Source organism: Falsigemmobacter faecalis (assembly GCF_003863335.1).
In the GTDB taxonomy this organism is placed as follows: Bacteria; Pseudomonadota; Alphaproteobacteria; order Rhodobacterales; family Rhodobacteraceae; genus Wagnerdoeblera; species Wagnerdoeblera faecalis.
Genome location: NZ_RRAZ01000053.1, coordinates 1 through 13,546, shown reverse-complemented (window position 1 = coordinate 13,546; position 13,546 = coordinate 1). Strand labels below are relative to the sequence as shown.

The window sequence follows — 13,546 nt, the reverse complement described above, 5'->3', positions numbered from 1 at the left end:
GCTTAAAAAGCGCCACATCCTGTCCAAGAGATGGGGATCACCTCACATCCTCGCAGTCTCTCTCCGGAGAGGTGGCACCCGGCTGTGCCGTCATCAACCGCCTCACCTCCCTCCGTCCTGCCTGGGATCCGGGGCCGAAATCAAGGGGGTGAGAGGAAAGCGCGCCAGAGGGCTCGGGTCTGCACAGGCGCCGATCTGTCTCTGAGTTGCCAGAACCCCGCATCAGCGCTGACAAACGCAACCGAAGGCTGTCTGCATGCCCCTGGAGACCCCTGCATGCGCCTGCTGCCTGCCACATTTTACGTCAATGATCTGATCTGCCTGGCGCGGAGCGGGCTTGCTCTTGTGCCGGGCGTGCGGGCTTTTCCGGTGACATCCAATGACGCTCCCGCAGTTTTTCTCCTGCTGATGCTGGCGGTTTTCGCGGGCGTGGCAGATAGCGTGGTGAACCTCATTTTGCATGATTTTGCGCAGAGCTGGCGGGTGGCATTTTTGTGCTGCCGCTCCGGCCCTTTGTGGCCTTCGGCGCGACGACGCGGAGGGCCGGGGCGCAATCACGACCGCCGGCTGGCTGAGTTGCGCGGGATCTCGGCAGCGCACGGCAAAGACCGCGCGCGGGACGGGCCGTAAGTCAGGCCTCACTGCTCGCGGAAGGCGCGGTTCATACTGTCGAGCACGGGGCGGATGATATATTGCGCGAAACTGCGCTCTTCGGTGCGGATCATGATCTCGACCGGCATACCGGATTTCAGCGTGACATGCGGCAGCCGCGCCAGTTCCCGCGGATCAAGCGAGACGCGCACAACATAGACCTCGCGCGAGGTTGAGCCTGCCGTCTGCGACACGGCATCCGCCGAGACATAATCCACCCGCCCCTCCAGGATCGGCGTCGTGCGTTGATTAAGACCCACCAGCCGTACCGCGGCGGGCTGACCGGCCCGCACGGCGTCGATGTCATTGCGCTGAACGTAGCTTTCCGCAATCAGCGGCGCATCAGCGGGCAGAAGTTCGGCAATCACCCGGCCCGGCTCAATCACCCCGCCCGGCGTGTGATAATGCAGCCGCACCACCGTTCCGGTGACCGGCGCGCGTAACTCGGTCCGCTCCAGCACCTTTTCGGCCTTGCGGATGTTTTCGCGCACGCTTTCCAGCTCGGCCTCAACGGATTGCAGCTCGGTCAGCGTGGCCTCGCGGTATTTGTCGCGCACCGCATCAATCTGGGTGGCGTATTTCTCATTCATGCGGTCGATCTCTTCGATCTCGGCTTCCAGCCGTCCCAGCTGACCGCTGGCATCAAGGGCGGCGCGCTGCAGCACGGTCACCGTGTCCCGTGCCGTCAGCCCGCGGGTGAAAAGCGCCTCTTTGTCCTTCAGCTCCGCCGCAAAGATCGAGCTGATCTGGCTGTAGCTCTCAATCTGACGCGTATAGCCGCGGCGGCGGGCGAGAAGCGCCTCAATATTGCGCTCGACCTGGCCGATGTCATTGCTGAGGCTGGTCTTCTGGGCCAGAAAAGCCGGAAACTGCGCCTGGAGGCTGGCCGCGATTTCAGGATCATCGTCCAGACCCGTCAGCGCTGCGGGGTAGACCAGCTCCCCGGCCTCCGAGGCGCTGGCCAGAAGCCGTGCCTGGATCGCCTGCAGGCGGATGCTGCGCAGATAAAGCTCGCGCCGCGTCGCGCGGGCGGCGGTTTCATCGAGGCGCAGAAGAATCTGTCCCGCCTTCACCTCATCGCCCTCACGCACCTCAAAGCTCTGGATGATGCCGCCCTCAAGGTGCTGCACAATCTGGTTCTGGCCGGTGGCCACAAAGCTGCCCGCGCTGATGACGGCGGCCGCGAGCGGCGCCTGAAAGGCCCACCAGCCAAAGCCACCGATGCAAAGCACCATCAGCCCGAAGCCTGCAAGCGCGTGGCGCGCGACGCCGAAAGGGACTTCGCTGTACCATTCCACCCGGCTCATCTATCCCTCCTGACGCAGGGCAGGGGCCTGGGGCGCCGCCTGGCCCGAAAGTTTTGCCAGCACCTGCGAACGTTCGCCAAAAAGTGCGATATTGCCTTGATTAAGCAGCATAATCTTATCGACAGAGTTCAAAAGCGCGGGCTTTTGCGTGATGACAACCATGGTGATCTTTTCGCGCCGCGCATGCTCAACGGCCCGTGCCAGCGCCGCATCCCCCGCCACATCGAGGTTGGAGTTCGGCTCATCGAGCACCAGAAAGGTCGGATTGCCAAAGAAAGCCCGCGCCAGCGCAATGCGCTGTTTTTGGCCGCCCGACAGCGGGGCGCCATCGGCGGCGACCATGGTCTCATAGCCCTGCGGCAGGCTGGCAATCATGTCATGCACATCCGCCAGCACCGCCGCCTGCCAGATCTGCGCGTCACTGGCATCACTGCGCATCCGGGCGATGTTTTCTTTGATGGTGCCGGGAAACAGCTGCACATCCTGGGGCAGATAGCCGATGTTTTCGCCCAGCTGCCTTGGATCCCAGTTGCGCAGATCCATCAGATCCAGCCGCACATTCCCCGAGGTGGGCAGGATGGAGCCCACCAGCATCTTGCCCAGCGTCGTCTTGCCCGCGCCGGAATTGCCGATGACCGCAAGGGTGTCCCCGGGCTGCAGCGTGAAAGAGATCCCGTTCAGCACCACATGTTTGGTGCCGCCCGGTACGTAAAGCAGCCGCTCAACATCCAGCCTTCCCTGCGGGCGCGGCAGCACCAGGCGCTCAAATTGCGCCCGCGAATTCAGAAGAAGCTTTTCGACCCGGCCATAAGCCGCGCGCGACAGCGAAAAGACATGCCAGCCCTCAATCGCGCCCTCAATCGGGGTCAGCGCCCGACCCGCGATGATCGACGACGCGATCACCATGCCGCCGGTAATCTCGCCCTGCAGCGCCAGCCAGGCGCCCCAGCCCAGCATGATGACCTGGGCCAGAAGCCGGATCGCGCGGGAGACGGCGGCCGAGAGTATATTGCGGTCCTGCGCCCGGATCTGCCCGATCAGCGACTGTGCCGTATCGCGGCCCCAGATCGCGACCGCCTCAGGGATCATCGCCATGGCATTGATCACCTGCGAGTTCCGCGACATGGAATCGAGATGCAGATTGGCGCGCGACTGTGCGGCGGTGGCAAAAGCAAAGGGCGCGGAAGTGACCTTCTGGTTCACAAAGGCCACCACCGCAAGCGAGGCGGCCGTGACCATAACGATCCAGCCCAGATCCGGATGGACCCAGAAAATCATCAGGACAAACAAAGGCGCGAAGGGCACATCAAGGAAGGCAAGCAGCGTGCCCGAGACCAGAAAGCCGCGCAGCTGCTGCAGATCGCCGAGGGTCTGATACTCTTTGCCGGAGCCGCCGAGCGAGGCATGGGCCGCAGCACTCAGCACCGGGGCACCGAGGCCGACCACCAGGCCCACCGCGCTGCGCATCAGGATAAAGCGGCGGATGGCATCAAGGACGGCCTGCAGGATCACCGCGCCGACAATCACGATGGTGAGCATCAAAAGGGTGTCCACCGAGCGGCTGGTCAGCACCCGGTCCGAGATCTGGAAAAGATAGATCGGGATAGCAAGGATCAACAGGTTGGTTGCAAAGGTCAGCCCCATGACCAGCACCAGATTGCCCTGCAGCGCCCTCTGGCTGCGCCGCAGGAGCGCGCCGTGGTTTTCAGGCTCGCTCCGGCGGTGAAAGCGGCCGGTGGTTCCGTCATCCCCGCCGCCACCGCCGCTTTGTGACGGGCCGTCCGCGCGCCGCAGTATTGGCCCGGAGGTGCCCGTTATGGGCGCCTGCAGCCCCTCGGCGCCTGGCGCGCGGGCCTCTGCCCGCTCCGGCGCAGGGTCTGTGGCGGGCGTTGACCGCGCAGACGGCGGGATCGGCGATGGCTCTGCCTGTGGCCCCGGCGGCTCTGCGGAGGGATGCGGAGGGAGGGTCTCAGCGGCGGGGATCTGCGCTGCGCCCTGACCTGAACGCCCGGCTCCATCGGTCAGGGACGTGCCCTCGGGCGGCGGGGCCAGGCTGCCCTCGCCCGCGCGGGGTGCCGCGGCACCCGCCCGCAGGACGGCCCCCTCGCCTTCGTGCGGGGCAGAGGCTGCCGCAGGGGCGAGAGCTGCGGGCCCGGATGTCGTGCCGATTGCGGCGACCCCTGCCGCTTCGTGCCCCGAACCTGCGGCGGCATCAGCGGGCTGTCCGCGGGGGGAAGGGGCCGGAGCCGCCACAGGCGGCCGTGGATCTGCCGGAAGCAGCGCCTCTGCGGTGCGCTGCAGGGTTCGCAGCAGAACCGTGGTTCTGCCCTCGGCAGATGCCGCCATTGGTGCCGGATCTGCGGAGGCTGGCGGACGGCTGCAGTCAGGCGGTTGCCAGTCAGAGCCGGGGGCTGTCCGAAGCGGCTGAGCCGACCCCGCATCAAAAGACAGGGCGCGGCGGAGCTGCACCCTGTGGCGGGGCGCAGCCTGTGGATCGGAAACCGGCACCAGGCCTGCGGCTGCAGATCCCGAAGTCCGCTCAGGCAACACGCGGTTTTGCAGCAGAAGCGGCGCAACCGGGCGGGGGGGATCGGCGCGTGGCGAAAGTGTCCTGACTGGGGGGAAATCCGGCACGGGCGCTCTCCTTCCGCTTCCTTCCTGCACGGCCTGCACTCAGACCAGAAACAGCGACATCTCTTCGGGGGACGGAGGGGGCAGCGCGGCAAGCGCCTCTTGTCCGCCTTCATGAAGGCTGTCGGAGGCCTCGCCCGCAGCACCGCTCAGAAAGGCCACAGCGGCGGCGGTCAGATCGCCTGTCGGGGGCAGCAGAACGCCCGCGGGCGGGGCCGCGCCATCCAGCAGTCCGGCCTGATAAATTATGGCATCGCTATAGGTCTCTCCCGCCACCATGATCTGACTGTCACGGCCCAGATCAATGATGGCGGCGGCATTGACGAGCAGGTTGCCGCCGCTCTCCACCGTCATGCCGGGCCCGGACATAAGGGAGCCGACCTCTGTCCGGGCGAGTGCCAGCTGATCGCTGTCACCCAGATGTGTGACCTGTCGAATGATATTCTGCTCGATGAAATCCCCGGTGACATAAAGCACCGAGACGGGCGCATCGCCGAAATATGCCATGCCCGACAGGGCCTGCGCCGCGAGGCTGCCGCCATCCGCCAAAGCATCGAGCCCGCCCGCCATGCCTTCGGTCATGGCCAGCGCCTGATCCATGGAGGCATGAGAGATTTTGGCACTGTTGAAGAGCAGATTTCCGCCGCCCTCAACCGCCGCAAGGCCCCAGCCTGCCAGCAGATCGGCGTCATAAAGCACGGCGATCTGCTCAATAAGGTTCATCGAGACCATATCGCCTGCGATGATGATGATGTCGTAATGGCTGCTGAAGGCCTCAATCGTGGTGAGATTGGTGAGGTAGTTCTCGCCCATCACAATCTGGCTCGACTGCGCGGTCAGAACGGCTTCGAAATGGTCAAAGTCGGTTGCAAAAATATGCTGTTCAATGCGGTTTACGAAGGTCAGATCCCCCTCCAGCCGCACGAGATGCCAGTTGGACGGCACCTGTCCGGTGGGCAGCATCGGGCCAACCGCTGCGGCCAGATCTTCAGTGGCAATGAAGCCGCGCTCCATCTGAGCGGCATTGATCAGGCGGCTGCCGTCACCGCCGGGGCTGCCGGAGGTCTGCAGCACGGCGGTCTGAGAGATGAGATCCAGCCGGATCATATTGCCGCCCACCACCATCAGCGTGGCATCGGGCCCGTTGGTGACGATGATGGCTTCATTGCTGGCAAGATTGCCGCCGGTGGAGAGGTGATGCCCCTCAGGTGGCAGCCCGGCAGGGGCCGGAAGGCCGCCCCAGGGGTCGGGTTCCTCTGCTGCCGGGTCCTCTTCGGTTTCCTCGTCCCAGCCGAAGATTTCCTGCCAGCTGTCCGAGGCAAGCTCGCGCAGCAGAGGCAGGGCCCCGACGGCGGTGTGGTTGCTCAGAATGACCTCTGTGCTCAGCGTTTCGGTCTCGGCCCCGGCCACAAAGACATGGCGCAGGCTTTGAACGCCGCTGTCAGCGGGGATGTCTTCGAGGGCTTTCACACTCAGGGTCAGGCTGAGGCTGTCTTCGACCGACAAAAACGCCAGATGCAGCGCCGGAAGCCCCGCAACGACGGGAAGCGAGAGGGCCGTGGCCTGCTCACGCAGGGCGTCGAAGACCTCAGCCGCCTGCGAGGGGCCGAAGATCGAGGGGCCTTCACCGCTGATCAGGATGTCGTTGTCGTTCAGCCGCAGCTGTTGCCAGGTCACGGTGGCGATCTGCGCGGGAAAGGGGATCAGCGGCTCGCCCGGCACCGGGAGCCGCAGGGGCGGCACGGCCGGGGTGTCGCGTAGCTCCTGCTCCATGCGGGGCAGGCGGACTTTGTCCACGGGCAGCAGCGGCACGGGGTCGATCGTGACCTCCGTTTTGCTGAGGAAATCGGGGAGTACGGCCCCTGTGATGCCAGGATCAAACCCCTGCAGCTGATGCGGGGCAGCCAGCCGAAGCGTGGCTTCCGGGTTAGTTTCGCCCGGCTCAGGCGCATCCTCAGAGCGCTGGAAGCGGTCATAGATCTCCCGCGCTCTGGCACCCTCGATACCCGGATGCATGGATCCGATGAAATGGGCGATGGTTTGTGAAATCCAGTCGGCGGGCATGGGGCACTCAATTTCGCGAAGTAAGTGAAAGGGGGGCGGGGCCGCAGCGGCCCCGCCCATGTGCTGCACAAAGATCAGGAGAGATCGTCATCCCCGACCATGGTCGAGGTGATCGAGCCGCCGACGACGGTCATATCCACGGTATTGCCAAGGATATTCGCGCCCATCACGATGCTCTGGTTGAAGGCCGAGGTGCTGAGCGAGGCGGCTGCCGAGGCGTAGGATTCGCCCGTGACATAGCCATCGTCGCCATTGCCAGAGCCCCAGCTTCCGCCGTTGCCGCCTGCGCCGCCCGCCCCATTGGTGACCGAGCCGCCCATGCCGCCAAGCGCATCGCCAATATCAGCCGCGCCGCCCAGAGCCATACCGCCGGTGCCCGCACCGCCGGCGCCGCCCATGCCCATCGCCATGCCGCCCACGCCGCCTGCGCCGATCTCAAGACCCGAGACCGCGCTGCCGGTGGCGGTATTGCTGGCATCACCGCTGCCCGCACCGCCCGCGCCATAGCCCGCAATCGCCTCAGCAAGGCCATCTGCGGCACCCGTCACATCGTGCTGGGTGAAGACATCGGCATAGCCGCCTGCACCGCCGGCTGCATCCGCCATGCCGGAGCCGCTGGCGGCACTGTCCGCCGCGCTGTCGGCGGCATTGCCTGCAGCCCCACCGGCGGCATCACCGGAAGTGCCGCTGCCGGTGCCGTCGCCGGTATTGGCCGCCGAGGCCCTGCCCGCGCCGCCTGCACCGCTGGCCGCCGTGCCGCTGCCCGTGCCGGAAGAACCGGCATCCACATCGCCACCCGCCGCAGAGCCTGCGCCGCCGTCACCACCGCCTGCAGACCCCGCACCGGTGCCGGTTCCCGTTCCGGTGCCGCCTGCCGTCGAGGTGCCCCCCGTCTGCGTCGCCCCGGTGTCGCCGTTGGTCGCATCGCCCATGGCTTCCGCCAGCAGGCCAAACGCCATGGTCATAGCCCCTGCGCCCGAAGAGGCGCCGTTGCCGGAGGTATCCGCACCAGAGGTGCCGCTGCCATTGCCCTGACCGGCTCCCCAGCCCTGACCATTGGCCCCACCGCCCGCGCCGCCACCTGCAAGCGCGCCCGACAGACCCAGACCAAGCCCGGTTCCGGTGCCATCCGCAGCGGCACTGCCGCTGTCGCCGCCACCCGCACCCGAGCTGGCACCCGAAGGCCCGGAGCCCGCACCGATCGCGCTGGAGCCTGCAGCACCACCGGTTGCCCCGGCGGCCATGCCTGCGGAACCTGCGGTGGAAGTGCCGTTGCCGTCACCATCCGCCGTCGCCCCGCCGCCCGCGCCAGCCGAACCGCTGGTGCTCGAGGAGGTGCTGGCGGAATTGCTGCTGGCATTCTCAGCCCCCGCGCTGCCACCGTGTCCGGTGCCGCCGCTGTTGCTGGTGCCGGCATTGCCGCGGCCTGAGCCTTCGGCATAGGAATCCGCCGCAATATCGCCGCCGTCGCCGCCGGTCGCATTGCCGTCACCGGCGGCCGCGCCCGTGCCGTCGCCGGCGCCGGCCATGCCGCCCATTGCAAAGCCGCCCGAAGCGGCCCCGCCGTTCGCGTGACCCTCACCGCCGCCGTTGCCGCCGCCGGAGGCATTCGAGATGCCCTCTGCCGCCTTGGCAAAGCCGCCCGAGGCGCTGCCGTTGAACTCAAAGTGGTCGTTATTGGCCACGCTTGGGTTCGTCAGCGTATCATTGTCGATCAGGGTCGCGTTCTGCGCATTGATCACCCCGGTCGCCATGCCGCCGCTGTTCAGCGAATTGTTCAGCACATTGTCGAGCGAGAAATCATCACCGGGGTCGATATCCCCCCCGGCCACGAAGAAATCATTCATCGTGGCGTTGTCGCGCATGTCGAAGTCAATATTGTCATCGTCGCGCGGCACCCATTCCCCTTCGCCAAAATCGACCACAACATCGATGTCATTGCCGTTGTCATTGTGGGCGGTATTGGTGCCGGTGGTGTTTTGATGCTGCTGCTGCTGTTGTTGCTGCTGCTGTTGCTGCTCACCGGTGACATCCGTGTCGGTTGTGGTGGTCGTGGTGGCGGTGGGGGTGTTCACATTGGCATCGATATCTGCCTTTGCGATATCCACATCGACCGGACCGGTCGTCACCTCATCGACGTGCAGATCATCAAACATGAAATGATTGTTGCCGGAGCCTTTGGATTTAGACATTTCTGCCTCCCTGGGATGCGACCACACCGGGCCGCGAAATACCCCGCATACTCCGCCAGTCATTTCCAAGGCGGCCGGTCGCAGGGCGGATGACCCGGGACCATGGCTGCGGGGGCGGGGGGTGGCGAAAAGCAAAGCCTCTTCGCACGCGGACCACCCAAAGGGTCGTCTGCGCTGACATCCGTCCGGCAGCGGGTCTGATCGGGACCGGCGGGGGGAAATTCCCCGAAGCCGGCCGGATAACACTGCCATGAGGAGCGCCCCCGCACCTAGCTGCCCGGAGGGATTAGACCCCGCCGCCACCGGGCTTATGCCTGCCGGGGACTGAATTTCCCTTCGGCCGGAGGCCTTCGGCGGATTTCCGCGCTACACCCTTGTGCAGCGGTTATTCACCCGCGTCCCCCCTCGGACCAGATCAAAGGGACTATTCCGGATTAACCCGGTTTGGACTATAGTCACAGGGGTGCAAATACCTGTGATTGCAGCGCTTCTGCCCGGGACACCCGATCAGACGCACTGCGGTTCGGGCGATTTTTTCTGTTGCGGGGTGGCCCGGGGCCTCCCCGGTTTTGTAACGAACTGACGGGTGCGTTTATGGCAGAGGTTTTTCGTGATGCCATCGAACAGATGGCAGCGCGGTCGGAACGACTGTTGTTGTTTTTCGGTGGCGCCCTGACCTTCCCCCCCCAGCTTCTGAGCCTGATCGGCACTGAGATTGAGGACGCCGGCCTCATGCGCTGTGACCCGAGGCATTTTGAAACGCTGGGCGATCTGCGGTCGAATTGCACGGTAATCTTTGAAGACAGCATCGCCGCGCAGATCCTTGCCGGCGCGACCTGGGGGCGCTGTGCGACGCTGGTTCATGCCTATCGCGATGCGGATCTGGCGCGCAGGCTTCTGGCCTCCGAGGGCACGGGTGAGGCGGCGCGCAACATCTGTTTTCTGCCGCTGCGAATGCCGATCAGCTCCTTCGTGGCACTGCTGCGCATTCTGCTGGCGGGGGATGAGGTGCTGCCGCGCGATCTGGTGCGTCCCGCGCCGCCGCAGCTACCCGCGCCTTCCCCCCGCAGTGCGCCCCCGGATCTGACGCAGATCCGCCTGACCCCGAGAGAGGCGGAGGTGCTGGCTCTGGTCGCCGCGGGGCAGCGCAACAAACTCATCGCGCGGCGGCTGCAGCTCAGTGAGCATACAGTCAAGCTGCATATCCATAACATCATCTCCAAGCTCGGGGCCACCAACCGCACCGAGGCGGCGCAGTGGTACCACGGCCCCCGCAGCCGGACCGCCGGAGGCCAGGATGAGTGATCCGGATGCAGAGTTTCGCGCGGCACTGCTGGAGATTGGTCATCTGACCTATGTCTGGACCAATACCGAGAGCCTGCTGGTGCATATCATCGCGGGGCTGCTGGGCTGTGACAAAGACCGCGCGCTGCTGGTCTATCTGACGCTCAATACCACCCGCGCGCGGATTGATCTGGTAGAGCGGCTGGCCAAAAGCCCCTTCACGCCGCCCGCACAGCGCGATCTGGTGCTGGAGGCCACGCGGCGTCTCGCGCGGCTGTCAGGGGAGCGGAATTTCTACAACCACGCCATCTATGCCTTTGATCTGGAGGAAGGCGCGATCAGCACCATTCAGATGCGGATCGCGGATCGCGGCAGCGAGGTAAAGCTTGGCCGCCGCCAGCCGCTGGATGAGGCGGCAGTGCGCGACCTTCGGGAGGTGATCGCCTCGCTGTCGCAGCTCAACCAGACGCTCTGGCAGCTGATCCGCAGCCAGAATTTTCCGTTGTAAGACCCTGAAAGGAAAGTGCCCTGCGGGCGGGGATGTGCCAGTTTCCTTGCCCATCGCCTGGGCAGGCAGGCCTGGCCTGGGCCCCGGTTCACAGGCTCAGCGCAGCATGGGCGGCAGGCGGTCGAGCCAGGGGCAGATGCGGTCCCAGGAGGCCACGGCCCGCAGCAGTTTTTCGTCCTGGCGGGGGGCGGCCATGATCTGCAGCCCCATGGGCAGGCCCTCTGCGCTGAAGCCTGCGGGCACGCTGACCGAGGGGCAACCCGCAAGGGTCGCGCCTGCAACCACCTCCATCCAGCGGTGATAGCTGTCCATTTTCCGCCCGGCGACCTCTTTCGGCCAGGGCGTCTCTGCGGCGAAGGGAAAGACCTGGGCCGCGGGCAGCAGCAGGAAATCATATTGCTGAAAGAGGCCCATCAGATGGCGATACCAGGCCCCGCGCGCCAGGGCGGCGTTGTAAAGATCAAGCCCGCTCAGCTGGTGGCTCTGCGTGATCTCCCATTGCGCCTCGGGCTTGAGCAGCGCGCGCTGCGCCGGGTCGCGCCACTGCGCATCATGGCGCCCGCCGATCGATTGCTGGCGCAGCCGCGTCCAGGAGGTCCAGACCTGCGCCATATCATAGCGCGCGGTGACCGGCTCGACCAGGGCCCCGGCATCAGCCCAGAGCGCCGCGGCGGCCCCGGTCAGCTCCAGCACGCCGTCCTCAAAGGGAAGCTGGCCCTGGTAATCGCCGAGCCAGCCAAAGCGCAGGCCTTTGGGATCCAGCGGCTCGGGCGCGGCCGCGCTGACGGGCGCATCAAGCGACAGCGGCGCGCGCGGATCATAGCCCGACTGCACCGACAACAGCAGCGCCAGATCGGCGGCCGAGCGGCCCATCGGCCCGTCCGTGGCCATCTGCCCATAGAAGGGATCAAGCCCGTCAGAGGGCACCCGGCCCTGGCTCGGGCGAAAGCCATAGACATTGTTCCAGGCCGCCGGATTGCGCAGCGAGCCGCCCATATCTGAGCCATCCGCCACCGAGAGCATCCGCAGCGCCAGGCCCACACCCGCGCCGCCGCTGGAGCCGCCGCCCACGCGGGAGGGGTCCCAGGCATTGCGCGTCAGCCCGAAGATCGGGTTGTAAGAGTTTGAGCCATAGCCAAATTCCGGCACATTGGTCTTGGCGGTGAAGATCGCGCCCTCCCGGCGCATCCGCTCGACAAAGATCGCATCGGTCCCGGGCACCAGATCCGCGAACAGCGGCGAGCCGAAGGTGGTGCGCAGCCCTTTGGTGAAAGCGAGATCCTTGACCGCCATGGGCAGGCCATGGAGCGCGCCGCAGGTCTCGCCGCGGGCGCGGGCCTCATCGGCGGCGCGGGCCTCGGCCATCAGCGCCTCTTCACCGCGCAGCGAGACGATGGCGGTCACCGCCGGATTAACCCGCCCGATATGGGCCAGCGTCTGCGCCATCAGCTCCGCCGCGGAGACCTCTTTGCGGCCCATCATGGCCAGCAGTTCCGTCGCGTTCAACCGGCACAGATCCGGCACCTCAATCGCAGTCATCTCAGATCCCCGCCCCTGCTTTTATGTCTTTCGCGCAGGCTGTCACGGGGGGCAGGGCGTGTCAAAGCCTGAGGGCGCGTGTGCGCATCTGCTGCCAGATCCTGCGCATCCTTTACGGCACTTTCCGGACTTTGCCCGAGGCTGTGCAAAAGCTACACCCCATGACAGCGCAGCGAAAAGGGACGGGCAGGATGATGCATCAGATTTCAGGGTTCGGACGCCGTGCCGTCATCCATGACACGGGCGCAGAATTGCAAAGCCTGCGGGGCGGCGACGGGGCAGAGCTTTTGTGGCAGGGCGATCCGCAGTGGTGGTCGGGGCGCTCTCCGGTGCTGTTTCCCATTGTGGGACGGGCAAAGGACGATCACCTGACCGTCGCGGGAGAGCCCGTGGTCATGGCACAGCATGGATTTGCGCGCCGTCAGACCTTTCGGGTGATCGAAGCGGCTGAGCACCATGTGCTGCATGAGCTGACCGCCTCGGATGCGACGCTTGCGGCTTACCCGCGCCGCTTTCGCCTGCGCATTGAGCATCGCCTGACGGCTGAGGGGTTGAGCATCGGGGCCGAAGTCCTGAACACCGATGCCCGCGCGCTGCCCTTTGGTCTGGGCTTTCACCCGGCCTTTCAATGGCCGCTGCCGGGGGCAGAGGGCGCGCCGCATGTGATCAACCTCGGGACTGGCGCAGAGCCGCTGCAAAACCCGCTGAGCGGGGGGCTTTTGCGGCGCGACAGGACCGCCTCACCCTTCACGCAGGGGCGGCTGGCGCTGGAGGCGGATCTTTTCCGCAATGACGCCCTGGTCTTTTCGGAAGGCGCGGGTGAGGCGCTGAGCTATGGCCCCGAGACCGGGCCGCAGCTGAGATTTCGGTTTGAGAACCTGCCCCTCATCGCCTTTTGGACCAGGCCGGGCGCGCCCTTCCTCTGCATTGAGCCCTGGCATGGCGCGGCGGCCTGGACGGATGGCGGTGCAGCCCTTGAGGACCGCCCGGGGACGATCACTCTGCAACCCGGCGAAACCGCAGGTTTTGCGGTTCACATCGACCTTCAGGATTTCGACGCCGGGAGAGGGGCTATGGGGCGCTGAGCGCCTTCTAAGGCACACCCGACACGCAGGGTGGGCAGGGGCCCGGCGACAGGCCGAAGCGTTCTGCGCTCCAGGGCCCCTCAGAGGCGTCACCCTGCCGGGGCGGGGGGCTTAGGTGTTCAGTCCCGGTATTTGGTGGATCGGGTTTAGGATGAATCTGTCAGGCTCTGATGTCCGGATCTTGCAGATGTATTCGTAAGGGCTGAGGCCACCGAGGGTCTTGAACCTGCGCGCGAAGTTCTAGGCTCAGGACCTACTAAATTGCTTGCGGTAGCGAAAAATCAT

9 protein-coding genes and 1 pseudogene are annotated in these 13,546 nt (G+C 65.7%); 4 read left to right on the top strand and 6 right to left on the bottom strand.

Translation table 11 applies throughout. The features are described from left to right. Positions 1 to 276 precede the first annotated feature (276 nt). Entirely contained in the window at positions 277 to 630 is a 354-nt protein-coding gene (locus tag EG244_RS19170; RefSeq protein WP_124966766.1) for a hypothetical protein, read from the top strand. Positions 631 to 638: 8 nt separating this feature from the next. On the opposite strand, the gene EG244_RS19165 is transcribed toward EG244_RS19170, so the two are convergent. From EG244_RS19165 to EG244_RS19150, 4 genes are all read right to left on the bottom strand, one after another. Then, entirely contained in the window at positions 639 to 1,958 is a 1,320-nt protein-coding gene (locus EG244_RS19165; RefSeq protein ID WP_124966765.1) for an HlyD family type I secretion periplasmic adaptor subunit, read from the bottom strand. Further along, entirely contained in the window at positions 1,959 to 4,304 is a 2,346-nt protein-coding gene (locus tag EG244_RS19160) for a type I secretion system permease/ATPase (protein WP_124966764.1), read from the bottom strand. It abuts the gene before it with no gap. A gap of 327 nt (positions 4,305 to 4,631) precedes the next feature. Next, positions 4,632 to 6,653, bottom strand: a complete 2,022-nt coding sequence (locus EG244_RS19155) for a hypothetical protein (RefSeq protein ID WP_124966763.1) — start codon at positions 6,651 to 6,653, stop codon at positions 4,632 to 4,634. 74 nt (positions 6,654 to 6,727) lie between these two features. Next, positions 6,728 to 8,845, bottom strand: coding sequence for a hypothetical protein (locus EG244_RS19150; RefSeq protein WP_124966762.1), 2,118 nt, complete (start codon positions 8,843 to 8,845; stop codon positions 6,728 to 6,730). 594 nt (positions 8,846 to 9,439) lie between these two features. Between EG244_RS19150 and EG244_RS21165 the strand changes: the two genes are divergently transcribed. Together EG244_RS21165 and EG244_RS19140 are read left to right on the top strand one after the other, a co-directional pair. After that, entirely contained in the window at positions 9,440 to 10,150 is a 711-nt protein-coding gene (locus tag EG244_RS21165; protein ID WP_233589079.1) for a helix-turn-helix transcriptional regulator, read from the top strand. Then, positions 10,143 to 10,637 carry a hypothetical protein gene (locus EG244_RS19140; protein ID WP_124966761.1) on the top strand — a complete coding sequence of 165 codons (495 nt, stop codon included), beginning with the start codon at positions 10,143 to 10,145 and terminating at the stop codon, positions 10,635 to 10,637. Before EG244_RS21165 ends, EG244_RS19140 begins: the two co-directional genes overlap by 8 nt. Positions 10,638 to 10,733: 96 nt before the next feature. Here EG244_RS19140 and EG244_RS19135 read toward each other — a convergent pair whose 3' ends face one another. Beyond that, entirely contained in the window at positions 10,734 to 12,176 is a 1,443-nt protein-coding gene (locus tag EG244_RS19135; protein ID WP_124966760.1) for an amidase, read from the bottom strand. 191 nt (positions 12,177 to 12,367) lie between these two features. Here EG244_RS19135 and EG244_RS19130 point away from each other — a divergent pair, with 191 nt between their 5' ends. Further along, entirely contained in the window at positions 12,368 to 13,261 is an 894-nt protein-coding gene (locus tag EG244_RS19130) for an aldose 1-epimerase family protein (protein WP_124966759.1), read from the top strand. A 111-nt stretch (positions 13,262 to 13,372) separates the two neighbouring features. Here the strand turns inward: EG244_RS19130 and EG244_RS21600 are convergent. After that, positions 13,373 to 13,501 (bottom strand): annotated as a pseudogene (locus EG244_RS21600) (IS481 family transposase); the annotation flags it as partial. Positions 13,502 to 13,546: the final 45 nt, after the last annotated feature.